General features: G+C 69.5%; 24 protein-coding genes. 15 read left to right on the top strand and 9 right to left on the bottom strand.

All coding sequences use genetic code 11. From position 1 onward, the window contains the following. Window positions 1-63 precede the first annotated feature (63 nt). The 7 genes from AB0K12_RS45185 to AB0K12_RS45155 all read right to left on the bottom strand — a co-directional run bounded on the left by AB0K12_RS45185 (window position 64) and on the right by AB0K12_RS45155 (window position 8451). A complete protein-coding gene (locus AB0K12_RS45185; protein WP_364574958.1) occupies window positions 64-930 on the bottom strand; it encodes a mycofactocin-coupled SDR family oxidoreductase in 867 nt (288 codons plus the stop codon). A 283-nt stretch (window positions 931-1213) separates the two neighbouring features. After that, the gene (locus tag AB0K12_RS45180) at window positions 1214-1504 is read right to left on the bottom strand and encodes a hypothetical protein (RefSeq protein WP_364574956.1); all 291 of its coding nucleotides are present in this window, start codon (window positions 1502-1504) and stop codon (window positions 1214-1216) included. Next, complete coding sequence (locus AB0K12_RS45175; protein WP_364574954.1) at window positions 1501-2709, bottom strand: NAD(P)/FAD-dependent oxidoreductase; 1209 nt, start codon at window positions 2707-2709, stop codon at window positions 1501-1503. Before AB0K12_RS45175 ends, AB0K12_RS45180 begins: the two co-directional genes overlap by 4 nt. A gap of 37 nt (window positions 2710-2746) precedes the next feature. Continuing rightward, window positions 2747-3622: an alpha/beta hydrolase gene (locus AB0K12_RS45170; protein WP_364574952.1), complete on the bottom strand. Its 876-nt coding sequence runs from the start codon at window positions 3620-3622 to the stop codon at window positions 2747-2749. A 24-nt stretch (window positions 3623-3646) separates the two neighbouring features. Beyond that, complete coding sequence (locus AB0K12_RS45165) at window positions 3647-5011, bottom strand: MFS transporter (RefSeq protein WP_364574950.1); 1365 nt, start codon at window positions 5009-5011, stop codon at window positions 3647-3649. A gap of 257 nt (window positions 5012-5268) precedes the next feature. Beyond that, on the bottom strand, window positions 5269-6822 hold the full coding sequence (gene mftG / locus AB0K12_RS45160) for a mycofactocin system GMC family oxidoreductase MftG (RefSeq protein ID WP_364574948.1): 1554 nt from the start codon (window positions 6820-6822) through the stop codon (window positions 5269-5271). Between the two features lie 48 nt (window positions 6823-6870). Beyond that, window positions 6871-8451, bottom strand: a complete 1581-nt coding sequence (locus tag AB0K12_RS45155; protein WP_364574946.1) for an acyl-CoA synthetase — start codon at window positions 8449-8451, stop codon at window positions 6871-6873. Window positions 8452-8775: 324 nt separating this feature from the next. Between AB0K12_RS45155 and AB0K12_RS45150 the strand changes: the two genes are divergently transcribed. From AB0K12_RS45150 to AB0K12_RS45095, 12 genes are all read left to right on the top strand, one after another. Continuing rightward, a complete protein-coding gene (locus AB0K12_RS45150) occupies window positions 8776-9921 on the top strand; it encodes an NDMA-dependent alcohol dehydrogenase (protein ID WP_364574944.1) in 1146 nt (381 codons plus the stop codon). Window positions 9922-10138: 217 nt separating this feature from the next. Beyond that, entirely contained in the window at window positions 10139-11356 is a 1218-nt protein-coding gene (locus tag AB0K12_RS45145; RefSeq protein ID WP_364574942.1) for an FAD-dependent monooxygenase, read from the top strand. A 118-nt stretch (window positions 11357-11474) separates the two neighbouring features. After that, window positions 11475-12026 (top strand): flavin reductase family protein, encoded by a 552-nt coding sequence (locus AB0K12_RS45140; RefSeq protein ID WP_364574940.1) that lies wholly within the window; start codon window positions 11475-11477, stop codon window positions 12024-12026. Between the two features lie 33 nt (window positions 12027-12059). Next, entirely contained in the window at window positions 12060-13148 is a 1089-nt protein-coding gene (locus AB0K12_RS45135; protein ID WP_364574938.1) for an LLM class flavin-dependent oxidoreductase, read from the top strand. A gap of 42 nt (window positions 13149-13190) precedes the next feature. Then, window positions 13191-13532, top strand: coding sequence for a cupin domain-containing protein (locus AB0K12_RS45130; RefSeq protein ID WP_364574936.1), 342 nt, complete (start codon window positions 13191-13193; stop codon window positions 13530-13532). Between the two features lie 46 nt (window positions 13533-13578). Next, window positions 13579-14343 (top strand): glucose 1-dehydrogenase, encoded by a 765-nt coding sequence (locus AB0K12_RS45125; RefSeq protein ID WP_364574934.1) that lies wholly within the window; start codon window positions 13579-13581, stop codon window positions 14341-14343. Between the two features lie 247 nt (window positions 14344-14590). Beyond that, window positions 14591-14710, top strand: a complete 120-nt coding sequence (gene mftA / locus AB0K12_RS45120) for a mycofactocin precursor MftA (RefSeq protein WP_364574932.1) — start codon at window positions 14591-14593, stop codon at window positions 14708-14710. Window positions 14711-14728: 18 nt separating this feature from the next. Then, entirely contained in the window at window positions 14729-16240 is a 1512-nt protein-coding gene (gene mftC / locus AB0K12_RS45115; protein WP_364574930.1) for a mycofactocin radical SAM maturase, read from the top strand. Next, entirely contained in the window at window positions 16240-17409 is a 1170-nt protein-coding gene (gene mftD / locus AB0K12_RS45110; RefSeq protein ID WP_364574928.1) for a pre-mycofactocin synthase MftD, read from the top strand. Before mftC ends, mftD begins: the two co-directional genes overlap by 1 nt. 1 nt (window position 17410) lies before the next feature. Then, window positions 17411-18145, top strand: coding sequence for a mycofactocin biosynthesis peptidyl-dipeptidase MftE (gene mftE / locus AB0K12_RS45105; protein WP_364574926.1), 735 nt, complete (start codon window positions 17411-17413; stop codon window positions 18143-18145). Continuing rightward, window positions 18142-19593, top strand: coding sequence for a mycofactocin biosynthesis glycosyltransferase MftF (mftF, locus tag AB0K12_RS45100; RefSeq protein ID WP_364574924.1), 1452 nt, complete (start codon window positions 18142-18144; stop codon window positions 19591-19593). The genes mftE and mftF overlap by 4 nt, the downstream gene beginning before the upstream one ends. Next, a complete protein-coding gene (locus AB0K12_RS45095; RefSeq protein ID WP_364574922.1) occupies window positions 19590-19958 on the top strand; it encodes a response regulator transcription factor in 369 nt (122 codons plus the stop codon). The genes mftF and AB0K12_RS45095 overlap by 4 nt, the downstream gene beginning before the upstream one ends. 29 nt (window positions 19959-19987) lie before the next feature. Here AB0K12_RS45095 and AB0K12_RS45090 read toward each other — a convergent pair whose 3' ends face one another. Both AB0K12_RS45090 and AB0K12_RS45085 read right to left on the bottom strand, forming a co-directional pair. Next, window positions 19988-21298, bottom strand: a complete 1311-nt coding sequence (locus AB0K12_RS45090) for an aminotransferase class III-fold pyridoxal phosphate-dependent enzyme (protein WP_364574920.1) — start codon at window positions 21296-21298, stop codon at window positions 19988-19990. Between the two features lie 116 nt (window positions 21299-21414). Next, a complete protein-coding gene (locus AB0K12_RS45085) occupies window positions 21415-22362 on the bottom strand; it encodes a helix-turn-helix domain-containing protein (RefSeq protein ID WP_364574918.1) in 948 nt (315 codons plus the stop codon). Between the two features lie 230 nt (window positions 22363-22592). Between AB0K12_RS45085 and AB0K12_RS45080 the strand changes: the two genes are divergently transcribed. From AB0K12_RS45080 to AB0K12_RS45070, 3 genes are all read left to right on the top strand, one after another. Next, a complete protein-coding gene (locus tag AB0K12_RS45080; protein ID WP_364574916.1) occupies window positions 22593-23213 on the top strand; it encodes a TetR family transcriptional regulator in 621 nt (206 codons plus the stop codon). Window positions 23214-23311: 98 nt separating this feature from the next. After that, on the top strand, window positions 23312-24847 hold the full coding sequence (locus AB0K12_RS45075; RefSeq protein WP_364574914.1) for an MFS transporter: 1536 nt from the start codon (window positions 23312-23314) through the stop codon (window positions 24845-24847). After that, window positions 24831-25400: a TetR/AcrR family transcriptional regulator gene (locus AB0K12_RS45070; RefSeq protein ID WP_185107600.1), complete on the top strand. Its 570-nt coding sequence runs from the start codon at window positions 24831-24833 to the stop codon at window positions 25398-25400. The genes AB0K12_RS45075 and AB0K12_RS45070 overlap by 17 nt, the downstream gene beginning before the upstream one ends. The last annotated feature ends 43 nt before the right edge of the window (window positions 25401-25443 follow it).

The following is a 25443-nucleotide window of genomic DNA, read 5'->3' as shown; positions in this document are numbered from 1 at the left end:
ACTGCGTCACCTGCTTGCAGGCTGAGCCTGGATGCCGGGGGTGAGGGAGCATCCGTCCGTGCGTCAATCCTCGATGGACGGTATGACCGCGCCCAGGTTGGTCCGCGAGAGGACGGAATGGCCCGCATCCACGAAGAAGTGCTGGCCTGTGACATAGGCGGCCAGGTCCGAGTTCAGGAAGAGCGCCACTTTGGCAGTCGACTCCGGCTGCATCATGGGCATCGGCAGTGCGTTGAAGTAGTAGCCGGCCTGATGCATGTGCTCGACGGTCCCGCCCTCGTGGCCGGCGTAGCGGTCCAGCATGCCCTGCCATGAGGTCATCTCGCTGGCGATGAAGCCGGGTTTGATCGCGTTGCAACGGATGCCGAAGGGCGCGACCTCCACCGCCACGTTCTTCATCAGGCCGATGACACCGGCTTTCGCGGCCGTGTAGTGCGCGATGCCGGGATCGGGGTCGTCGGAGTTGGACGAGGCGGTGATGACGATGGAGCCGCTCTTCCGTTCGATCATGTGGGGCAGGACAGCCTTGACCGAGCGCCATACTCCCGTGAGGTTGACGTCGATCATGTCCTGCCAGATCTCGTCGTCCAGCTCCCAGACTTTCCCCTCGGTGAGGATGCCCGCGTTGGCGATGAGGCAGTCGATCTTCCCGAACTCGGCGATGCCTTGGGCGACGGCGTCGTCCAGCGCCTGCTGAGAACGCACGTCCGCGACGACCGGCAGAGCACGCCGGCCCAGGTCCTCGACGAGGCGAACCGTCTCAGCGAGGTCTTCCTTTCCCGCCAGGCCGTACGGCACCGTCCTGATGGGAGCGTCGATGTCCGTGAGGATGACGTCCGCGCCCTCCCGCGCCGACGCGAGAGCGTGGGCGCGGCCCTGTCCGCGGCCTCCGCCGGTGATGAACACCACTTTGCCGTCCAGCAGGCCCATGAGCGTCTCCTTATACGTGAAGTTGGGGCACACCTACTTTCCTGGGCCATCAGCGCGGCCCCATAGGAAATCCGCGCCATGCCATCGCCGCGCGATGCCACCTCACACACGATCAGCGGACTCGCTGACCGAAGCCTGCCGTTCGGAGCGAAGAGTGCCCCGTTGAACTCGGCGCCCCGAACGGCAGGTGATCGATCGGAGGCTGCGGACTCCGATCGACGTCATGGTGGGACCCACGGCTGACCGAGCGAGTCGGAAAGCCGGCCTCCCGTGCGGTGTTCCGTCAGACTCGCAAGGCCCGCTCGTCCCGGCCGTACGCGGCCGGGTCGAAGGGCGCGCACTCGTCCCGGAAGCGGTGGGCGAAGTCCGGCCAGGACAGCGTCGCCCGACCGTTGCGGGGGTCGAGGTACCAGCTGCTGCATCCGCCCCGGATGATCACTGTTTCTGCGGCCACCTCGTCCAGGCGCCTCGCGAAGGCGTTCTCGATCTCGGAAGAGACCTCCAGGACCAGCCCGTCGTGCGCGGAGCGCCAGTCCAGGGCCGCGAGAAGGTGGTCGATCTGGGACTCGATCATGTAGATGACCGAGTTGTGGCCCAGGCTCGTCCCCGGCCCGTTGAGCAGGAAGAGATTGGGAAAGCCGGCGGTGGCGATCGAGTTGTAGGCCTGCATCCCGTTCGACCAGTGGTCGGCGAGGGACCGCCCTGCACGTCCGAAGATCCGGTACGACGACCGAGGTCGTAGGTCTCGAAGCCGGTCGCGACGACCAGGACGTCGAGCTCGAACCCCTGTCCGGAGGCGCTGAACGCCGTCGAACCCGCCACCCGTTCCAGGGCTGCCGCTTCGAGGTGCACGTTGGGCCGCTGGATGGCCGGATAGTAGTCGTCGGACAGCAGGATCCGCTTGCAGCCGATCGTGTAGTCGGGGGTGAGCTTCGCGCGCAGCCCAGGGTCGGGGACCTGCTTCTCGAGGTGGCTCAACGCCTGCCACGTGGCCTCCGCGAGGAAGTCGCCGATGAGACGGCGGGCGGCGAAGCGGGAGTCGTTGTACCAGAACAGCATTTCCCGCATCTCCTCGACCGTGCGCTGATCACGGCGGAAGAGATTCTTCTCCGCTTCGGAGAAGTCGCGGTCCCGGCGCGGCTGGATGTAGGGCGCCGAACGCTGGAACACGACGAGCCGCTCGGCGATCTCCGCGAGCTGTGGAACGATCTGGATCGCCGAGGCTCCGGTCCCCACCACGCCGATGCGCTTTCCGTCCAGCGGGAAGTCGTGGTTCCAGCGGGCGGAGTGGAACAACTCGCCCGTGAAGGTGTCGAGGCCCGGGACCTCGGGCAGCTTGACGTCCGTCAGGTGTCCTGTCGCGGCGACCAGGACGTCACCGTGGAACTCGCCCTGCGGCGTCCGGACCGTCCAGCGGTGGTCGGTCTCGCTCCAGCGGGCCTCGAGCATGTCCGCGCCGAAGCGCAGGTGCGGCTCCAGGCCTTCTTCCCGGGCGGCCGTGCGCAGGTAGTCCCAGATCTCCTGGCCGGGCGCGAACATCCGCGACCAGTCGGGGTTGGTCCGGAAGGAGTAGGAGTAGAGCGGCGAGGGAACGTCACATGCGACACCCGGGTAGGTGTTGTCCCGCCACGATCCGCCGACGTCATCGGCGCGTTCCAGGATGACGAACGAGGTCTCGCCGCGCCGGCGGAGCTGGATGCCGAGGCCGAGGCCGGAGAAGCCGGCGCCGACGATGATCACTGAAACGTTGCGCAACGCGTCTGGGGTGGAGGTGGGCACGTCAGGCTCCTTCGAGGAGAAGTACGGAGGGATGCGGTCAGGGGCGACGGGCCGGCAGGGTCGCGCCCGCGGGATACTCGTTCGGGTCGGCGTTGAACGCGGCGATCAGGTGGACCAGTTCGGCGGGCCGCTCGACGACCATCGCGTGACCGGAGGTGATCTCGGTATATCGGGCGTCCGCGATGGCGCCGAAGAGCCGCTTGGACTGCCTGAACGGCGTCATCAAGTCGTCCGTGCCGGCCACGATGAGGGTGGGACAGGTGATCTTCGGCGCGATCTCCGTGAGATCCACGTGCCGATTGATCTCCATCTGGGCCGCCATGACGTCGTCCGTACGGAAGCTCGAGACGAGAGCTTCGATCTCGCCCTCGCTCAACATCGCCAGGAGAGGTGCGCTGAAGGCGCAGAAGGCCTGGTAGCGCCGGAGCGCTTCGGCGTCCGACTGCCGCAGGGCCCGCCAGACATCGTTGCGTAGTTTCTGCTGCGCGTCGGTCTTCAACCAGCCGGCCATCAGGACCAGTCCGCCCACCAGGTCCGGTCGGGTGCCGGCGGCTGTGGCGGCGACCACCGCACCGAGCGAGTAGCCGGCGAGGGTCACGGGGCGGTCGGGTAGGACCTTCTCGATCACCGCCTGGACCTGCTCCGCCATCCGGGCCGTTCCTTCCTCCGGCGGGCCCTGCGGGGTGGCCAGGTCCACCGCCACCACTCTCTGCCTGGCCGCCAGCATGGGGAACAGGAAGCCGAAGTGGCTGCGGGTGCTGCCGCCGGTTCCGTGGACGAGCACGATCGGAGGAAGATCGCCGCGCTCCTCGGCCGAATCGAAGAAGTTCACCTCAAGGTCGTGGAGGTGAAGTGAACCGTGGTTCTCGTTGACGCCTCCGGCGGTCGCCGCAAGCGTGTTGGCCGTTGACATGGCTCTCCTTACCGGGGTTCATGGTCACGTTCTGTTAGGGGAGGTCCTGACGAGCGCGGCCGCCGCGGCGGCTGCGACGAAGAAGACGGCTCCGAGCAGGAAGATCTCGTTGTAGACGCCCTCGACCGGCACCTCGATCGGCCCCGTACCGGTGACGACCGTCTTGATGTCGCTCACCATCAGAGCCCCCACGACCGCCGCCCCGACGGCTCCGCCGTTGGTGCGGGTGATCGAGTTGATCGAGTTCGCGACTCCGGTCTCTTCGGGCCGCACATGCGCGACGAGCAGCACCGGCATCGAGGCGTAGGCGGCGGCGATGGCGAGGTCGCCGATCACGATGGCGATCACGACGTCGGCGGTCGCGTCATGCCTGAAGGTGAGCATGAGCATGGCCCCGAGACCGGCGAGGCCGCCCGACACCAGAACGATTTTTGGGCCGAATCGCTGGACCAGCGAGCCGAGGACGGGACCGGCCAGGATGGCGGCGATGGCGCCCGGCAGCATGTAGACGAACGCCGTCCTGAGGCCGTCCGCGGCGAAGCCGTATCCCGAGCCGGCCGGCGCCTGTACGAAGTAGGTGGCGCCCATGTAGAGGACCAGCATGGCGAGGCCGACGCAGAAGCCGGCGGCGTTCGCCGCCAGCACGGGGCCGTTCTTGAGCATGCCGACGGCGACCAGGGGGTGCGGCGATCGGGCCTGACGCCATACGAAGGCGCTGAGTGCGAACGCCGCAATGCCGAAGAGCCCGAGCACGGGGGCGGCCGAGGCCCAGCCCCAGCGTTCTCCTTGGGAGATCGGCAGCAGCAGCGCCGAGAGGCCGAGCGCCAGCAACGCGGCGCCTGCGTAGTCCACCCGTCCGCCCGGGCCCCGCCGTCGTGGAAGCCGCGTGGCGAGCAGCAGGACGAGGCAGCACAGCAGCACGCTGAGCCAGAAGATGCGGCGGTAGTCCGCGCCGTTCAGTGTCAGCAGCCCGCCCGCGACGAGGGCGAGACATCCGCCGACGCTCATCGCGGACGCGGTGATGGCCATCGAGCCGGCCAGCCGGTGCGAGGGCATCTCCCGGTGGAGGACGCTCATGGCGAGCGGGAAGAGACCGAGGCTCACGCCTTGGAGCGCCCGCGCCAGGATCAGCAGTCCCACGCTGTGGGTGAGGGCTCCGAGCAGGCTGCCGGCCAGTGTCACGGTCAGCACGCCGACGAAGGCCACCTTGTGGCCGTAGACGTCCCCCAGCCTGCCCATCAAGGGGGTCATGGCGGACGCACTCAGCAGGACGACGGTGGTCGCCCACGCCACCGTGGCGGGCGAGGTGTTCAGCTGGGCGGCCATCAGCGGCAGGGCCGGTACCACGGTGCTCTGGATCATCGACAGGAGGAACCCGGCGCCGGCCATGGTCAGCAGGATCAGCCGAGGAGATCCGTCTTCTGAGCCTTTCCTGCCACGCCTGGGCACGACACCACCCGGGACGGGCTCCTCCGTATCCGTTCCTCTGGCGCCGCTGTCGTCAAGCACTCTCGGTCCCCCTCCGTTGTCGGGCGTGGGCGAACCTCGGCACCGCCCGACATACGTCGAAAAGTCTGGTTGTTGCGGCGATCTACGCATTGCGGCTGCGTGCCACGATGTCGGCGATGTGCGCCGTTCCCGAGTTCTCAGGCCAGCGCTGCCGCGATCACCTCTCCCACCAGCACGGCCGAGTTCGCCGGGCCGCGCAGGGGGGCGGTCGGCAGGATCGAGGTGTCCGCGACGGTCAGATCGGCCACTCCGTGCACCGCGCCGCAGCCGTCCACGGCCGCCGCCGGATCGCCGGAGCGGCCCATCGGGACCGTCCCGCAGGTGTGCTGCGACGTGCCGAGGCGGGCGGCGATCCACCCGTCGAGTGCGGTGTCGTCCAGGCCCGCGGGCTCGGCCGGCCCGGCGGTCAGCTCGGCGAACGCGTGCGATCCCACGATCGCCACGGCGGCCCTGACCGCTTCTCGCATCCGCCGCCGATCCTCCGCCTCGGCGAGATAGCGGTAGCGGATGCGAGGCGGGGTGTCCGGGTCGGGCGAGGTCGCGCACAACCGGCCGAGCGCCCGGGGAGTCTGCACCGAGACGAGGAACGCGTGGGGCGCTCCCGGCACCGTCGTCTCACCCCGGACGAGACCTGCCATAGGCACGAGCGACTGAAGGATCTCCAGGTCGCCGGGCTCGCCTCCGTCCGAACTCAGATGGAGCGCACCGCCCAGCCAGCTCCCCTCGGGCTCCGGCAGCGGACGGCTCGGCGTCCACTCCACGACGACCTGCGGATGGTCGCTGAAGGCGGCGCCGATGGCCGGGAGCTCATGGACGATCTCGATCCCGGCGGCGACCAGTACGCCGGCCGGGCCGATCCCCGACACCTGGAGCAGGTGCGCGGAGCCGAACGCCCCGGCGCACAGAACGACCCGGCCCGCCTCGATCACCTCGGCACGGCCGTCCCGGACCGCGAGAACGCCCGCCGCGCGCAGCTCGCCCGGTCCTCGCCGCAGCACGATGGAGCGCACGGTGCAGTCGCCGTGCACGGTGAGGTTCGGGCGGGCCAGGACGCCCAGGAGGTAGGCGGCCCCGGTGTTGATCCGGACGCCGCCGTCCGCGTTGACGGGGACCGGCCCGAACCCCGGCGAGCCCTGGGCGTTCTTGTCGGGTTCCGCGGCGTGGCCCAGTTCCCGTGCGGCCTGCGCGAAGGCGCGTGCCGCGGGGTGGGTGAGGGAAGTCCGCCGGACCTTGATCGGCCCGGCCCTGCCGTGCAGGTCCGGATCTCCCATGTCGAGATCGTTCTCCAGCCGGCGCAGCAAGGGCAGCGCCGCCGCGTAGGACCAGCGGGCATCTCCGGACGCCGCCGCCCAGCGGGTGAAGTCGGACTCCCGGGCCCGGATGAAGTAGCCGCCGTTGACGGTCGTCGAGCCGCCGAGCACCTTGCCGCGGACCGCGAGATAAGGCCGTCCTGGCGTGAGCTCTGCCGGATAGACGTTCGTGGCAGGCAGGTCAGGCCGTGCGCCGGGCACCAGCCGCGCGTCGAGCAGGCCGGCGGGAAATCCGCCGGCCGGGACCGGCCCTGCTTCGAGGACCAGCACCGACCGGCTGGGATCGGCGCTGAGCCTCGCCGCGAGCACCGCACCGGCTCCGCCGGCGCCGACGATCAGCACGTCCGGACGGCTGCCAGGCTCGCGGGATGACCCATGCATGCCATTCCCTTCCTTGGCCCCCGAGGCGTTCGACAGCGCAGAACCGGATCAGCCGAAGACGGAGGCGGCCCATCTGTAGTCGGGTTTGCCGACGGCCGTGCGTTTGACCTCGGTCACGAGCTTGAGCTCGCGAGGCAACTTGAAGCCGGCGATCCTGTCGGCCAGGAACGCGTGGAGATCCTCCAGGAGGATCTCCTTGCCGGGATGAGAGGAGATCACCGCCGCGACCTTCTGGCCGAACCGCTCGTCGGGCACGCCGACGACGATCGCGTCGCAGACATCGGGATGCTCCTTGAGGGACGCCTCGACCTCCTCCGGAAAGATCTTCTCGCCGCCGCTGTTGATCACCAAGGAGCCGCGGCCGAGCAGCACGATGGTCCCGTCAGGTTCGAGGGTGGCGAAGTCTCCGGGGATCGACCAGCGGGTGCCTGCGCTGTCGGTGAAGAAGGTGGCCGCGGTCTTGACGGGGTCGTTGTAGTAGCCCAGGGGGATGTGCCCGCTGCGCGCCAGCTTGCCGATCTCACCGGGTGCGACGACGCGCAGATCGTCGTCGAGTACGGTGCAGTCGGGGCCCATCGTGAACCTCGCGGTCCCGGTGCTCCTGCCCGCGGCGGAGGCGCCGCCGACCCCGGTCTCCGAAGCGCCGTAGCTGTCGACGAAACGGACGTGAGGCAGCTGGTCGCGGAGAGCGTCGCGGACGGCGGGGGTCAGCGGCGCTCCACCGGACGAGAGCGCGTACAGCGGACCGGTGTCATGCCGGCCCTTGGCCAGCTCGGAGGCGATCGGGCGGCCCATGGCGTCACCCACGATCATCACCACGTTCGCCCCCTCCGCGCACAGCAGGTCCAGTGCCTGCTCGGGATCGAACGCCCGCTCGGTGTAGAGCACGACCTTGGCTCCGATGAACAGGCCCATGAGCGTCATCCACTGACCGGCCCCGTGCATCACGGGCGCGCAGTTCAGGATGACGGTGCCGGGTTGGTCCGCGGCTTCCGCGATCTCAGCGGGGCGGGATATCGGGGTGTTCCCGGAGCTGCCGCCTCCGAGAGCGCCGAAGAAGATGTCCTCGCAGCGCCATTCCACGCCCTTCGGGTAACCCGTGGTGCCGCCCGTGTACATGATGTAGCGGTCATCGCTGGAGCGGGGCGGGAAATCGTCGGCGGGCGAGGCCGCCGCGAGTGCCTTCTCGTAGGGCATCCCGCCGGGGATCGTCTCCTCTCCGCCGTCCTCGAGGACGATGACGTGGCGCAGCTTCGGCAGGTCGCCGCGGACCTCCTCGACGCGGGCCAGCAGCGAGCGCTCCCCGATGATCGCTGCGGAGTCGGAATCAGCCAGGACGTGCCGGAGCTCCGCCGCGACGTAGCGGTAGTTGACGGGGATCGGCACAGCTCTGATCTTGTGTATCCCGAACATCGACTCCAGCCACTCGGCCCGGTTGTACGCCAGGATCGCCACGTGATCGCCCGGCTCGATACCCACCCGCTCCAGGTGGTGGCCGACCCTGCTCGCCCGCGCGTTCAGATCGCCGTAGGACAGCCGCACGTCGCCGGCCACCAGCGCCGGCCTGTCCGGGTCCGCTGCCGCGAGGATCTCCAGGAGGTCGGCCAGGTTGTAGGTGCGCTCGGTCAAGGGGGACTCCTCGTCTTCGTTCCGGGCCGCTTCGGTGGGGTTCGAGGTGGTGTGAGGACAGCGTCGCGGTCACCATCGGCGGTTGACTTGCCGGTCCGTGCCGACCGGTGGAACCTCAGCGTCATTCGCTTCCCGAGGTGCCGCGACCTGTCGCATGCGTGCGATCCGATGGCGCTGTAAGCCAATGGACGTCGCGTCGCCCGCGCGCAGAATCGCCTACGACACCCTCCCGTCCCCGGCAAGGGTGAAGAGAACTCTCCATCGGGGCGGCCGTCTCGAGGACGAGCGCGACTGCCGCGATGGTCCTACCTCAAAGGTGAGAGCATGCAGACTCGGGCAGCGATCGTGTGGGAACAGAACAAGCCCTGGCACGTCGAGGACATCGAGCTGGACGACCCGGAGGCCGGCGAGGTGAAGATCAAGCTCGCGGCCTCCGGGTTGTGTCACTCCGACGAGCACATCCTCACGGGTGACATGGTGCTCAGCCCGGAAGTCGCGGCGCTGACGGGCGTCAAGCAGTTCCCCGTCATCGGGGGTCACGAGGGCGCGGGCGAGGTCGTCGAGGTGGGGCCCGGGGTGTCCACCTTGAAGGAGGGCGACCACGTCGTGCTGTCCTTCATCCCGGCGTGCGGCCGATGCCCGTCCTGTGCGCGCGGCCAGCAGCATCTGTGCGACCTCGGCGCGTTCCTGCTGGCCGGGCGTCAGGTCACCGACATGACGGCCCGGCACCACACGGCGGACGGCGTCGATTTGGGCATCATGGCCTGCGCGGGCACGTTCGCCCCGTACACGGTCGTGGCCGAGAGTTCCTGCGTCAAGATCGATGACGGGGTTCCGCTGGACAAGGCCGCGCTCGTCGGGTGCGGCGTCACGACCGGCTGGGGTTCGGCGGTCAACGCGGCCGACGTACGCGCGGGAGAGACCGTGGTCGTCATCGGGCTGGGCGGGATCGGTATGGGCGCGGTGCAGGGTGCCGCGCTCGCCGGCGCGCGTCACGTGCTGGCCGTGGACCCGGTCGGCTGGAAGCGGGACAAGGCCGCCGAGTTCGGCGCCACCCACACGGCGGCCTCCGTGGAGGAGGCCACGGCCAAGGCCGGCGAGCTGACCTGGGGAGCGATGGCCGACAAGGCGATCCTGTGCACCGGCGTCGCGACCGGCGACCTCATCCAGCCGATGATGAACATGGTCACCAAGGGTGGCCGGGGCGTCGTCACCGCGGTCGCCCCGATCCACCAGGAGGACGTCAAGCTCAATCTGTTCGATCTGTCGATGCAGCGCAAGGAGCTCGTCGGCTGCATCTTCGGCAACGCCAATCCCCGCCGCGACATCCCTCGCCTGCTGCGCCTCTACCAGGAGGGCAGGCTCAAGCTCGACGAGATGATCACCGCGACGTACTCGCTGGACGAGATCAACCAGGGCTACCAGGACATGCGGGACGGCAAGAACATCCGCGGTCTCATCACCTTCTGACAGTTCGCCTTCGGCCATCGGCCTCCTTGTGCAACTGGGCGACGCTTTCGTCCTATGGCGGACCGGGCGCCGGCTGGCAGCCTCTTCCGGAGGCGGGGGCGTCTTCCAACGGCAAGGGGTGAAGTGCGTCCACGCCTACCTAGCGCATGAGAAGGCAACACGGTGAGCCCCGATACGAGGCCCAGGCCCGTCGGGATCGCACCGAAGGAGGCTGCATATGTCGAACCGGGCGCGTCGCCGGGCACTTGTCGTAGGACTGGGCATCGCCGGAATCGCCACCGCCCTGCGGTTGCATCAGATCGGCTGGACACCGCTTCTTGTCGAAAGGGCCCCCGCGCGTCGCTCCGGCGGCCATTTCATCGCGATGTTCGGCGCCGGCGCCGCTTCCGCGCGGCGCCTGGGCGTGCTGGACGCCATCGGGGATCGCACCCACCAGGACTTCACCGCGTACGAGGTGAACCGCGCGGGACGCCGTCGCCCAGGCGTGGGTTTCGCCGACCTGCCCGGCAGGCCACGGACCCTGTTGCGCGGCGATGTGGAGCGGGGGCTGTTCTCCGCACTGCCCGGCGATGTGGAGATCCGCTATTCCACCGTGCCGGCGCAGCTGGTTCAGGACGACCAGGGCGTCGAGGTCACGCTGCGCAACACCGCCACAGGCGCCACGACCACGGATCGGTTCGACCTGGTCATCGGCGCCGACGGGACCCGCTCCACCATCCGTCAACTGGTCTTCGGCCCGCACCCTGCATACCTGCGCCCGCTGAAGTACATGATCGGTACGACCACGTTGAACGAGCCAGTCGAAGGCTTCTCCCTGAACGAGGGGCTGGTGCTGGCGGAGCCGGGACGTTCGGTATGGACCTTCCCCTTCAGCGACCGTGGACCGGGCCTGATGTTCTCCTACCGCACCGCCGATGTCGATCGCGAGTTCACCCGGCCGCCGGTCGAGTCCATTCGGGCGGCCTTCGGCCCTGAGCCACCGGGGGCTCTGCTGGAGCACCTGCTGGTCGCGTTCGGAGAAGCCAAGGAATTCCTGTTCGACTCGGTGAATCAGGTCAAGATGCCACGCTGGCATCGAGGCCGGATCGTCCTGGTGGGCGACGCCGCGTGGTGCCTGTCCCTCTACTCGGGGATGGGCGCCTCCACAGCCATCGCCGGGGGCGAACTGCTCGGCACCATGCTGGACCGTCACCGGGGGGATAGGGCGGAAGCGCTCGTGAGGTGGGAGGAGCGCATGCGGCCATTCGTCCTGCACGAGCAGAAGGGCGCTCTGGAGCTGCGCACACTCTTCACTCCCCACGACCGCAAGGAACACCTCTACCGCAGCCTTTGGCTGCGCCTCATCCACACGCCGGTGCTCGGGTCCTTCATGGGCAAGGCCATTGACAACGGCAGTGAGATGGCGAACAAGAATTTCGACGTCGCCGCGGCCTGACCAGCGGGCTGGCACTCGCACACACCCTGACGGCGCTCAGGCTCAATGCCCGCCGAGCCGTTCGGAGGACCCTGGGACGAAGACAAACGTCTGCATCGTACGGCTGAGGAGTCACCACATGGCGAACGGCTACGCTCAGGCCCCCCTGGACGGGCGTCTTCTCAGGACGGCGTTCGGGAAGTTTCCCACGGGCGTGGTCGCGGTTTGCGCGATGCACGGGCAGGAGCGCGTGGGCATGGCCGTCTCGGCGTTCATGCCGGTGTCGCTCGATCCGCCGCTGCTCAGCGTGTGCATCCAGTTGTCGTCGACGACCTGGCCGCGGCTGCGGGAGGCAGGCGTGGTGGGGGTGAGCGTGCTGAGCCGGGCGCAGCAGGCCCACGCGCGGCGGCTCGCCTCGAAGGAGGCCGATCGGTTCGCGGGTCTGGAGGTCACGCGGCTGGCGTCCGGGGCCGTCGTGGTGGACGGCACCCAGGCCTGGTTCGAATGCGCGGTTCGTGAGTCGCACGAGGCAGGGGACCACGAAATCGTCGTCCTGGACATCGTCCAGCTCCATGTGGAGTCGCACGCGGACGATCCCATGGTCTTCTTCGCGAGCGGTTTCCGTGGTCTGCGGCACGTGCAGGGCGGGAGTGCCGACGGTCGTGCCGGTCTTGAAGTCGCGCATTGGTGAAAGGCCTTTTCCGTCGATCTATGGAGGGTAAGAGTGAGGTTCGCGGTCTTGTGCGTCCCGTACGCGTTGGATTATGCGGCCGGTACGGACAGCGTTTCCGACGTCATCGCCTGGGACCTGCAAGTCGCCTCATGGGCCGATCAGTACGGCCTCGACGAAGTCTTCTTCGCCGAGCACCACACCCTCGGCCACGAGCCGGGTCCCGCCCCTGAGCTGATGATCGCCGCGGCATCGCAGCAGACGACTCGCGTCCGGCTCGGAGCCCTCGGACATCTCGTTCCCTACCACAACCCGGTGGCACTGGCGCACAGGATGATCTGGCTTGATCACCTGACCGGTGGACGATACGTCGCGGGCGTCGCGCCGGGTGCCTTCCCGACGGACGCGCAGCTCTTCGGGACAGGCGTGGAGAACGCGCGCATGCTCGCCGAGGGCCTCGACATCATCCAGGCGATCTTCACCCAGCCCGGACCGTGGCGTATCGACGGGCGGTACTGGACCGCCGACATGCCCGAGTTCTCGTCCAGCGTGAACGGTCCGCATCTCAAACCTCTCCAGAGGCCGCATCCCGAGATCCTGATGACGGGCATGCAGCCGAAGTCGCCGACTCTCGCCGAGGCCGGCAGGCGAGGCCACAGCCCGGTCAGCCAGGAGGTGTCGAGCCAGACGCTCATCCGGCACTGGGAGACCTACGCCGAGGCGGCCGAGGCCGCCGGGCACACTCCACGCCGATCGAGCTGGCGCGTCACCAGGGACATCTGGCTCGCGGACACCGACGAGAAAGCCCGCGAGCAGGTGCTGAGCGGCCCCCTGGGCGAGGTCTGGTCCAAGGTCAACCTCCCCCTGTTCAAGGACCTCGGACTGGGCTCCCTCCTGGCGGGAGCCGACGTGCCCGAGCACGATCTCTGCCTGGAGTGGCTCGTGGACAACTTCTTCCTGATCGGCTCGCCGGAGACGGTCGCCAAGAAGATCGAGGCGCTTCATGCCGAGGTGGGCGGCTTCGGCACGCTGCTCATGGGCGCTCCCGGCCGCGGCCGGGAGCCGGACACCTATCGGCGCAGCCTCGAGCTTCTCGGCTCAGAAGTGGCCCCCCGACTGTCCCACCTGGTGGCGGGCTCCTAGAGGGGCCCCACCTCCATCAGCCGACAACATGGGAGTGCCGTCATGGTGAGTGCGAGATTCCAGCCGACCGGCGTGCGTATGGACCCGTACCCGGTCGCCCCCGAGCGCTTGACACCGGGAGCGGAGGTCACGGTCTCCATGCTCTGGGAGCGGGAGGACGGGAGCGAGGTCGGCGCGGTGTGGGAGATGACGCCCGGCGTCCTCGACGACGTCCAGGGCAACGAGTCGTTCGTCATCGTCAGCGGACGCTCGCGCGTGGACTTTCCCGACGGACGGGTCCTCGAGTTCGGGCCCGGAGACGCCGGCGTGCTCGCTCCTGGAGACACCTGCCGCTGGACGACGCTGGAGACGGTGCGCAAGGTCGTCGTCTTCCGCCTCGCATGAACCGCCACATCCGATCTGAATCGGACTGAAATAGGAGGTCAACGCCATGCTGCTTGAAGGCAAGGTCGCCATCGTCACGGGAGCCGCCCGCGGACAGGGCGCGTCTCACGCGAGCCACCTCGCGGAAGAGGGAGCGTACGTGCTCCTCACCGACATCCTGGACGACCAGGGCAAGGAATTGGCGCAGGAGCTCCGGGACAAGGGTCACGGCGCCGGCTACGCACGGTTGGACGTGCGGGACAGCGCAGCGTGGAACGAGGTCGTCACGGAGCTCGTCGACGACAAGGGCTCGCTCGACATCCTGGTCAACAACGCCGGCGTCTGCGAGGTCTCGGCGGTGGAGGAGTGCTCCGACGAGGAGTGGGCGTTGATCATGGAGACCAACGCGGCCGGCATCCTGCGGGGTTGCCGCACGGCGATTCCCGCGATGAAGGCCACAGGCGGTGGTGTGATCGTGAACACCTCCTCGGTCCAGGCCCTCAAGGGCAGCTGGGGGTACGCCGCGTACCAGGCGAGCAAGGCCGCCGTGCTGGGACTGACCCGATCGATGGCCATCACCTACGCCAAGGAGAACATCCGCGTCAACGCCATCGCCCCGTCAGCGGTGAACACGGCGATGCTGGAGCACGAGAAGGAGCACTTCGCCACGAACGAGTACTTCGACTTCGACACCTGGTTGTGGTCCCAGCCGATCAGCCGCGTCGCGGAGCCGGAGGAGGTGTCGAAGCTCGTGGTGTTCCTCGCCTCCGACCTCTCCTCCTACTGCACCGGCGGGGTGTTCCCCGTCGACGGCGGCCTCTCCGCCGGCTGACCGGCGAGGGCGGCCGGCCGGCACGCCTGTGCTGGCAGTTCGGTGCAAGCGGGTGGCACTCGGGCTCAATGCCTCGGGCGGCCGAAATGACAGGGTCGGTGTGACGGTGCCTCGTGGCCGTCACCACGAGGCACACCCCCGGCCGTCGTCCCCTTGCGCACGCCTCGACGTTGTCGCTGCTCGTGGCGCTCGCCGAACGCGTCGAACACCTCAACCCCACCACCTGAAGCACAACGGAGGAGGAGTCATGAACGACTCGACCATCGCGAACGGCCAGCCTGACCAGAGCGCTCAGGAGCCCGAAGTGCTCACCGAGGACATGCTGCTCGAAGACGTGTCGATCGATGGCATGTGCGGCGTCTACTAGTTAAGATCGGAACACGCGATGACAAGCTTGCTGAATGACGCATGGGAGCTTTCTCCCAATGTGGCATTGCGGCCGGAACCCTTCGGCGCGCTGGCCTACCACTTCGGCAACCGGCGTCTGTCCTTCATCAAACGCCCGGAGCTGGTCTCCGTCGTCCGCGCGCTCGCCGGCCAGCCCGACGCTCGTGCCGCACTGGTCCTGGCGGGGGTGTCCCCGGAGCAGTGGCCCGCCTACTCCTCCGCGCTGAGCGCCCTGGCCGACGCCGACATGATCAGACGGCGTACGCCGGGAGCGGCGCTCACGCCGCAGGCCGCACAACCGGCCGGAGGCCGTGCCGGTACGGCCGGCGGAGGCCTCGTCAAGCGGTTCGAACACGGCCTCGCCGCCCCGATCTGCCTGACCTGGGAGCTGACCTACGCCTGCAACCTGTCGTGCGTGCACTGCCTTTCCTCGTCCGGACGGCGCGATCCTCGCGAGCTGAGCACGCGGCAGTGTGAAGCGGTGATCGACGAGCTGCAGGCGATGCAGGTCTTCTACGTCAACATCGGCGGCGGGGAGCCGACGGTCCGGCCGGACTTCTGGCACTTGCTGGACTACGCGGTGAGCCGCCGGGTCGGGGTGAAGTTCTCGACCAACGGGGTGCGCCTGACGCCCGAGCGGGCCCGGCGCCTGGCGGCCACCGACTACGTCGACGTGCAGGTGTCCCTGGACGGCGCCACGGCCGAGGTGAACGATCGGGTGCGCGGCCCCGGTTCGTACGCGACGGCGATGCGCGCGCTGGACAACCTGGCCGCCGCCGGATTCGAGAACGCGAAGCTGTCGGTGGTCGTCACCCGTGAGAACGCGGGCCAGCTCGATGACGTCAAGGCGATCGCGGACGCTCACGGAGCGACGCTCCGGCTCACCCGGTTGCGTCCCTCCGGGCGCGGCGCGGACGTGTGGGACGATCTGCACCCGACGGCCGAACAGCAGCGCGACCTGTACGAATGGCTGCTGCGATCGGGTGAGGACGTGCTGACCGGCGACTCGTTCTTCCATCTGGCCGGCTACGGCGAGTCACTGCCGGGGCTGAACCTGTGCGGTGCGGGCCGGGTGGTGTGCCTGATCGATCCGATCGGCGACGTGTACGCCTGCCCGTTCGCGATCCACGACCGCTTCCGCGCGGGCAACCTGCTGTGTTCGGGAGGTTTCGCCCGGGTGTGGCGTGAGTCGGAGCTGTTCGCGGAGCTGCGTTCGCCGCAGACCGGCGGCGCCTGTACGGGGTGTGCCTTCTTCGACTCCTGCCGGGGCGGGTGCATGGCGGCCAAGTTCTTCACCGGCCTGCCGCTGGACGGCCCCGACCCCGAATGCGTGCAAGGCCACGCGGCCGACGCCCTGGCCGCGGCCGGGCGGACGGTGCCCCGGCCCAGCCAGGATCACTCCCGCCGCGTCCCGGTGCGGATCGGCCCGCGCCCCGCCGCTCCGCCGGTGCGCGCCTGCGCGGAGAGCCCGCTGGCCGGACTGGCCGTATCCCCGGAAAGAGGTCTGTGATGCCCGCTTGGTTCGAGACGGTGGCCGCGGCGCAACGCCGGGCCCGGCGCCGCCTGCCCAGGTCGGTGTACGCGGCCTTGCTGGCCGGCTCGGAGAAGGGCGTGACCTACCGCGACAACATGGGCGCGTTCGCCGAACTCGGCTTCGCGCCCCATGTCGCGGACCTGCCCGCCAAGCGTGACCTGTCCACCACCGTGATGGGCCAGCCGGTGTCCCTGCCGGTGCTCATCTCACCGACCGGCGTGCAGGCCGTGCATCCGGACGCCGAGGTGGCCGTCGCGCGGGCGGCCGCGGCCCGCGGCACGGTCATGGGGCTGAGCAACTTCGCCAGCAAGCCGGTCGAGGAGGTCGTCGCGGCCAACCCGCAGACGTTCTTCCAGATGTACTGGATGGGCACCAAGGAGTCCATGACGGCGGAGATGGAGCGCGCCCGCGCCGCCGGCGTCAAGGGCCTGATCGTGACGCTGGACTGGACGTTCTCCCACGGCCGCGACTGGGGCAGCCCGTGGATTCCCGACCGGCTGGACCTCAAGGCCATGGTCAAGCTGGCGCCGCAGGCCCTGGCCCGGCCACGCTGGCTGCTCGGCTTCGTCCGATCCGGTCGTCTGCCCGATCTGACGGTGCCCAACGTGGTGCCGGCAGGGCAGCCGGCTCCGACGTTCTTCGGCACGTACGGCAAGTGGATGCAGACGCCGCCTCCCACCTGGGAGGACGTCGAGTGGATGCGGGAGCGGTGGGGCGGCCCGTTCATGGTCAAGGGCATCAGCCGGCTGGACGACGCCCGCCGGGCCGTGGCCGCCGGAGCCACCGCGATCTCGGTGTCCAACCACGGGGGCAACAACCTGGACGGCATCCCGGCCAGCATCCGGCTGCTGCCGGCCATCGCCGAGTCGGTCGGCTCGCAGATCGAAGTGCTGCTGGACGGGGGCGTGCGGCGCGGCGGCGACGTGGTCAAGGCGCTGGCGCTCGGTGCGCGCGCCGTCATGATCGGGCGGGCCTACCTGTGGGGGCTGGCCGCCAATGGCCAGGCCGGGGTGGAGAACGTGCTCGACGTCCTGCGCAACGGGATCGACTCGGCGCTGCTGGGCCTCGGCCACGCCTCCGTCCACGACCTGGCCGCCTCCGACGTAGTGATCCCGCCCGGCTTCACCCGGGAGATCGGCACCTGAGGTGTCAGCAGACCTGCCCTGGCCCGCGCTGCCGTCATCACCCACCGTCCTGATCCCCCTCGGATCGACCGAGCAGCACGGCCCGCACCTGCCGCTGCACACCGACACCACGATCGCCGTCGCGGTCACGCGGGCCGCCTCGGCTCGCCTGGCCGCTCCGGTCGTGGTCGCGCCCGCCCTCGTCTATGGCGCCAGCGGCGAGCACCAGGGCTTCCCGGGCACCATGTCGCTCGGCACGGAGGCCCTGCGGTTCCTGCTGGTCGAACTGGTCCGGTCCGTGTCGTTGTGGGCTGAACGCACCGTAATCGTCAACGGGCACGGTGGCAACGTGCGCGGCTTGGCCGACGCCGTCACGCAGTTGAGAGCCGAAGGCCACCAGGTGGCGTGGGCGCCGTGCGCCGCCGACGGCGGCGACGCGCACGCGGGACGCAGCGAGACCTCGCTCATGCTGCACCTGGCCCCCCACCTCGTGGACCTGACCCGGGCGAGGCCCGGCAACCTCACGCCCCTCGCCCAGCTCATGCCGGACATCCTCGCCAGAGGCATAGCCGGCGTGTCGCCCTCAGGGGTGCTCGGGGACCCCACCGCCGCTTCGGCGCAGGAAGGGCAGCGCGTGTTCGGCCGCATGGCGGAGGACGTGGCGGCCAGGGTGACTGAAGGGCACGTGGGCCCGGACGGGTGCCTGATGCGCCCCCGGGCGCCGAGCGCCGCGAGAGGAAGAGGAACCGCCCCATGACCAGCACCCGCGACGCCGGTCCGTTGCCGATCGGCTTCGCCGTCCGGCTGAATCGGCACGTGCGAGTCCGCGACCAGGGCCGCACTCTGGTCGGCGGAGCCCCGACCCGCATGATCCGCCTGTCCAAGGCCGCCACCGCTCACCTCGACGGCCGTACCATCCGCGTCCGTGACCGCGCCTCCGCCCTGCTGGCCGACCGACTGCTCGAAGGCGGCCTGGCCGATCCCGTCGTGGCCGACCTGCCCGGCCTCGACCCGGCGCTCATCACCGTCGTGATCCCCGTACGCGACCGGCCTGAAGCTCTCGACCGACTGCTCACCTGCATCGGAGACCGGCACCACGTGATCGTGGTGGACGACGCGTCACAAGCCCCTGCCGCCATCGCCGGCATCGTCTCCCGCCATGGTGCCGAACTCGTCGCGCTGAAGCGGAACGCGGGCCCCGCCACCGCCCGTAACGAAGGGCTGAAACGGGTCACCACCCCCTACGTCGCCTTCGCCGACGACGACGTGGTCCTCGAACCCGACGCCCTGCCGCTGCTGCTGCGGCACTTCAACGACCCGCGCGTGGCCATGGTCGCCCCGCGCGTGCTGGGGCTACGCCTGCCCGGCCGGGACCGGTGGGTCGGACGCTACGAGGATGCCCGCTCCTCCCTCGACCTCGGCGTGCATCCGGGCATCGTCCGCCCTCGCGCGCCCGTCTCCTGGGTGCCCAGCGCCTGCCTGCTCGCGAAGGTGGACGCCCTCGGATCCGGCTTCAGCGCCGGCATGCGCGTCGGCGAGGACGTCGACCTCGCCTGGCGGCTGGCCGGCGAAGGCCACCGGGTCCGCTACGAGCCGGCCGCCACCGTCTATCACGAACACCGCACCGCCATCCCCGACTGGCTCAGGCGCAAGGCCTTCTACGGCACCGGAGCCGACCTGCTCGCCCAGCGGCACGGCCGTGATGTGGCCCCGGCCCTCGTCACCCCCTGGAGCGCCGCCTTCGCCGCGGCTCTGCTCCTGCAGCGCCGCTGGTCGCTGCCGGCCGCCGCGCTCATCTTCGCCGCCGCCACCCTGCGCCTGTCGCGCAAGGTCCGCAACACCGAGCACCCCGTCCGGCTCGGCGCCATCCTCACCTTCGACCGCGCCCTGGCGGCGACCTGGCAGCTCAAGGCCCTGCTGCTGCGCCACTGGTGGCCGCTGGCCGCGATCGGCTGCCTGTTCTCCCGCCGCGTGCGCCGTGCCGTGGCCGTCGCCGCCCTCTTCGACACGGTCGTCGATCTCCGCCGCACCAAGGCCCACCTCGACCCGTTCCGCTTCGCCGTCGCCCGCCGCCTCGACGACCTGGCCTACGGGTCCGGCGTCTGGTACGGCGCGTTCAAGGGCCGCTCACTGCGGGCCCTGCTGCCCGACATCCGGTGGACGGGAACGCGCGGCCACGACACGAGGACGGAGGCCGATGGATGACCGCCATCCGGGTGCTCATCGCCGACGACCAGGCCGACGTCAGGGGCGCGATCATGATGATCCTCAACGGGACCGACGACATCAAGGTCGTAGGTGAGGCCGGCGACGGTGAACAGGCGGTCACCATGGCCCGGGAGTTGCGACCCGACGTGGTGTTGATGGACGTGCGGATGCCGCGGCTCGACGGCATCTCCGCCGCCGGGCGACTGACCAGGCTCTGCGCCGTGCTGATCCTGACCACGTTCGCCACCGATGAGGACGCGTCCCGGGCACGGCGGGCGGGCGTGGCAGGCTTCCTGCTCAAGGACACCGAAGCCACGGCTCTGGTGGAGGCCGTCAGGGCAGCGGCTCGCGGTTCCGGCTGAATCCGCGAGCCGCTGCCCTTCCAAGCAGGTCAGCTGTCGCCGTTCTCCCTGACCCGAGGCGCCGGCAGCGAGTCGAAGACGTCCGCGAACGCTTCCGTCGTCGCGTCCACATCCGCCAGGGTGTGCTGGGTGGACAGGAACAACCGCCCTCCCGGCAGCAGATAGACGCCGTACTCGAGCATGGCCGGGACGACGTGCTTGCCCCAGTGCTCCCAGTCGGCTTCGGCGTAGTCATCCGGGCCGGTGAGCCGGAGCACTCCCGGAGCGACCATCGCCGTGGCCCCGAGATGGTGCGCGGCCACCACGTGCCCGGCCTCGATCGCCGCCATGCGCACCCCCTTGACCAGGGCCTGCCCCAGCGCGTCGATGTGGTCGTACACCCCTGGCCGGGACAGCACGTCGAGAGTGGCGGTCAGGACGGTCATCGCCAGCGGGTTACCGTTGAACGTGCCCGAATGCACCGCACCTTGTAGTACGAGGTCGATCACCTCGCCCCGGCCGGCCACCGCGGCCACCGCCATGCCGCTGCCGATGGCCTTCCCGTACGTCGCGAGATCCGGGGTGACACCGAAGCGGCCGGCGGCGCTGGACAGGCCGAGTCGCAGCCCGGAGACCACCTCGTCGAAGATCAGCAACGCGCCGTGTTCGTCGCACAGCCGCCGCAGGCCCTCCAGGTAGCCGGGCTCGGGGGCGACGCTGCCGGTGTTCGACGAGGTCGGATCGACCAGAACGGCGGCGATCCGCCCGGGCTCGGCCTCGAAGGCCGCCGCGCAGTTGTCCAGGTCGTTGTAGAGGCCGACACGCAGGTCGGCCAGTGAGGAGGCGGGCTGTCCCAGGGAGTGCGGAACAGGCTCTCCCCCCTTGCCGTAACCCATGTAGCTGGCCAGCACGGTGTCGTGCCATCCGTGGTATCCGCCGCCGAGCTTGACGACGATGTCCCGTCCCGTGTGCGCACGCGCCAGGCGCAGGGCGATCTGGACGGCCTCCGTGCCGGTGTTCGTCCACAGCAGGCGTTCAGCCCATCCGAGGGCGCTCAGGAAACGCTCCGCGGCGACGACCTCGTGCATGTTCCCGCCGCCGAACATGATGCCCCGGTCCAGCTGGGCGTGCGCGGCTTCCAGGATCGCCGGGTGGCCGTGCCCCAGCAGCAAGGGGCCCCAGCCCAGCACGTAGTCGATGTAGCGGTCACCGTCGATGTCGACCAGGTGGGCGCCCTTGCCGGACTCGAAATACAACTGGTGCGGATACACCCCGCCACGCACGCTGGAGGCCACGCCACCGCCGATGCTTCGGCACGCGCGCTCCCACAACGCCTTCGAACTGCTCCACCGTGGCTCCATCGACTGCCTCCTGTACGGCCGGTCCAGACCTCACCACGGTGCCGCACCGGCGCAGGACGCTCATTGGGCCAGCGCGCCAGCCGATCGACCGCCTGCGTCACGCCCCGCGGTCGCGGTCAGGGCGCCTTCCGCAGCCCTTTGCGGTAGGTGGCCGGTGTGCTGCCGTACACCCGTTTGAAGTCGTTGATGAAGTGGCTCGCATCGGCGTAACCCCAGCGCATGGCGATGGTCTGGACCATGTCGTCGGTGTGCAGCAGGTCGCGGCAGGCCCGCTCCAGCCGGCGCCGGCGCACCAGGGAGCCGAAGCTCTCGCCCGAGTCGGCGAACAGACGGTGCAGCGAGCGCACCGAGATTCCGTGCTGCTCGGCGGCCTGGGCCGGCAGAACCTGGCCGAGATGGAGATGGTCGTCGATCCACCGGCTCACGGACAGGCGCATGCCTTCGCTGACTGCCGCTCCCGATGGCCGGCGATGCTCCTGCACCACGCTGAGCAGGAGTTCGACGACGATGTTGCGCGCCACACCGATGGCCGTGGGGCTGAGCCGGTCCGCTTCGGCCGCGATGGTGAGGAGCACCCCGCGCAGGAGGCGCAGCGAGGCATGGTCCTCCTCGAGCACCGCCTCGTCCAGAATCAGGGAGTTGCTCTTCGCCATGTGCAGCGCCGGTTTCGGCACGAGCACCACGGTCTGCGACATCGGGTCGAGAATCTCGGACTCCACCAGCGTCGTGGCGTCCCAGACCTCGACCGGTGCCGACAGCACGTACTCACGGTGGTCGCCGAACACCACCCGCTCGGTGAACCTGCGTGTGTTCACCGACACGCCGATGTACTGCGTCACCGGCGAGTCACTCGCGTAGCGGGTGCCGAAGGGGTCGGCTTCGACGTCGACCAGAACGAGGTCCTGCAGCGTGCGCCGCCGGAACCGGCCGCGAAACGACGTGAGCTGCTCCGGGAACCACACCGAATCGGCCATGCGGCTGGACACGTAGGCGTTGTTCCACGCTCGCACGCACTCGGGGGTGATCGGCCCGTCCATGTGCAGGCGCCCCGCGGTCTCCGCCATCACGGCGAGACCTCCGGCGCGGCGGGCTGCGCGGCCGTTGGGTACGGCGTGAACCGAGCGGGACGGGCAGCGGATCGAATGCTCTTCACGCGGTGCTCCGGGTCGTCACGGGTCAGCGAGCCAGGGCTGACCGGTCGTTGTGGCCCCACCGTAGACGCGATTTGTTCACCTGACAATGTCACTTGAACAACTTCTGCCGTCGGGGGTCTGCGGTCCTCTACGATCAGACCGTGGCACACGTGAGCGCCGCCGAGCGCCGACCACAGCTCATCCGCGCCGCCATCGCAGTTATGCGCCGGGAGGGCGTGGCCGCCGCCAGCACGCGGGCGATCGCCGCCGAACTCGGCATCGCGCAGGCGACGGTGCACTACGTCTACGGCGCCAAGGACCAGCTGTACCGAGCGGTCATCGAGCAACTGACCGCCGACATCGCCGAGCAGGTCAGGGCCATCGACATACCGGCGGGCCCGGACTTCCACGCCATCCTCGGCGCGTTCGCCCAGCGGCTGTGGCGTACCGTCGTCGAACAGCCCCACGTCCACCAGTTGATCGCCGAGCTGTTCGTCATGGGGCTTCGCTCCCCGTCGTTGCGCCCCACCATCGCCGCGTATCAGCGGCGGCTCGACGCCGTCTTCGAGGACGCGTTCCGGGAGGCCGCGGCATACGCGGGCCTGACCTTGGCCCATCCGGTCGAGGAGGTGGCCCGCTTCTTCTTCGCCGGGCTCGACGGGCTGATCCTGCAGCGGCTCGCCCGCCCCGACGACCTGGCCGACGAGCGCTCGCTCGTCCAGATCGTGGCGGCCACGACGGCTCTGGCGGAAGGGCGCCTGCCCCTCACACGGTCCCGGTAGCGGCGATCCCACCTGCGACGATCGGCATCCGTGCACAGCCACACCCTCCTAACTGACCAATTGGTCTGTTGTACCGTTCAAGAGGTACAGTAGATGTCATGGCGACGATCATCACTCGAACACGCGCCGGACGGCGCGAATGGCTTTCCCTGGTCGTGCTCACGCTCGCCGTCGTGCTGCTGGCAGTGGACGGCACCGTGCTCGTCCTGGCGATCCCGGCGATGACGGCCGACCTCATGCTCACCTCGACGGAGGTGTTGTGGACAGGCGACATCTATTCGTTCATGATCGCCGGACTGCTGGTGACGATGGGCAACCTCGCCGACCGGATCGGACGCAAGAAGCTGCTGCTGATCGGTTCGGTCGGTTTTGGGCTCACGTCGGTGGTCGCCGCGTTCGCGCCGAACGCGGAGATGCTGATCCTCGCGCGGGCGCTGCTGGGCCTGTTCGGGGCGACGATCATGCCGTCGACGCTGTCGATCCTGCGCAACATTTTCGAGGATCCGAAACAGCGGGCGAGCGCGATCGCGGTATGGGCGGCCGGCGCGACCGGAGGCGCCGCCGTGGGCCCGCTGGTGGGCGGAGCGCTGCTGGCGAACTTCTGGTGGGGATCGGTGTTCCTCATCAACGTGCCGGTGATGCTGCTCGTCGTGGTGTGCGGGATCACGCTGCTAAGGGAGTCGAAGCACCCCGCCGGCAAGAGGATCGACGTGGCCTCCGCGGTGCTGTCGGTCCTGGCCATCGTCCCGATCGTGTACGCGATCAAGCACGTCGCCGGCCACGGCCTGGACTGGTTCGTGGCGGTGAGCGCCGTGCTCGGTCTGGGGGCGGGCGCGCTGTTCGTACGCCGCCAGCGCCGGCTCGAGCATCCGCTGGTGGACATCTCGCTGTTCCGTGTCCCCGCGTTCGCGGGCGCGGTCGCGGCGGAGACGATCGCGGTCTTCGCCTTCATCGGTCTGCTGTTCTTCTTCTCGCAGTACCTCCAGCTCGTACGCGGTCTCGGCCCGCTCCAGGCGGGCCTGGTGGAGCTGCCGGCGACCATCGCCTCGATGCTCGTCATCGCCATCGCCAGCACCGTCCTCACCTATCTGGGCCGCGGCCGCGCGATCGCGATCTCGATGATCGTCTCCGGGTCCGGGCTCGCGCTGCTGGCGGTCGCCGAGGCCGCTCCCGGTTACTGGCTGCTGTGCCTCGCACTGTCCATCTGCGGGCTCGGCGCGGGCCTGAGCATGACGCTGTCCACGGACGCCGTCGTCGGCGCCGTCCCCAAGGAGCGGGCGGGAGCCGCCTCGTCGGTGTCGGAGACCGCCTACGAACTGGGCGTGGCACTCGGCATCGCGGTGCTCGGATCGCTGCAGAACGCCCTCTACCGGGCCCACCTCGATCTGCCCGGCGGGCTGCCGGAGGACGTGCGCGGCGCCTTCCACGACTCGCTCGCCACCGGTGCCGCGATCGCCGAGCAGGCAGGTGGCAAGCTGGCTGCGATCATGGAGTCCGCGCGGCACGCCTTCACCGGCAGCATGCAGGTCACCTCCCTCATCGCCGCCGCGCTCCTGCTCGTCGCCTCCGGCGTCGCATGGCGCTTGATTCCCTCGATCAGAGAAAAGGAGCCCCAGCATGACGGCCACCACTAAGCGGCCCACGAGCCGCGACCGCGAACGCACCCGCCAGGCGATCATCGCCGCCACCGGACAACTCCTGCAGGAACGCGGGATGCGGTTCAGCCTCGCCGACGTCGCCACCGTCGCCGAAGTCTCCAAAAGCGGCCTGCTCTACCACTTCTCCAACCGCGAAGCGCTCCTTGTCGCGGTGGTCGACCACGCCATCGCCCGCTTCCGCGACGAGGTGATGGAACACACCGACATCTCCGAGAACCGCGCCGGCAAGCTCCTTCGCGGCTATGTCCGCGCCCTGTGCGGGGGCAGCGAAGACGCGATCCGGACCTTCGCCCCCTCCACGCACTGGGCCGGCATCGAGGAGGTCCCTGAGGTCGCCGAGCTGCTGCGCGCGGACGCCGAATGGTGGCGGGCCGCCTTCCTCAAGGACGGGCTGCCCGCCGCCCGGACCCACGCCGTCCGCTTCGCCGCCGAGGGCCTCGCCGCCGCGCTCGCGTTCGACGTCGCCTACGTCACCCAGGAGGAGCTCGTGATGACCCGCGCCGCGCTCCTCGAACTCGCCGAACCATGACCCACGCAACGGCCACACCCGGGATCAGAGAGGACGCCACGAT

This window comes from Nonomuraea sp. NPDC049419 (assembly GCF_040676995.1).
Lineage (GTDB): Bacteria > Actinomycetota > Actinomycetes > Streptosporangiales > Streptosporangiaceae > Nonomuraea > Nonomuraea salmonea.
This window is presented reverse-complemented; position numbering and strand designations above follow the sequence as displayed.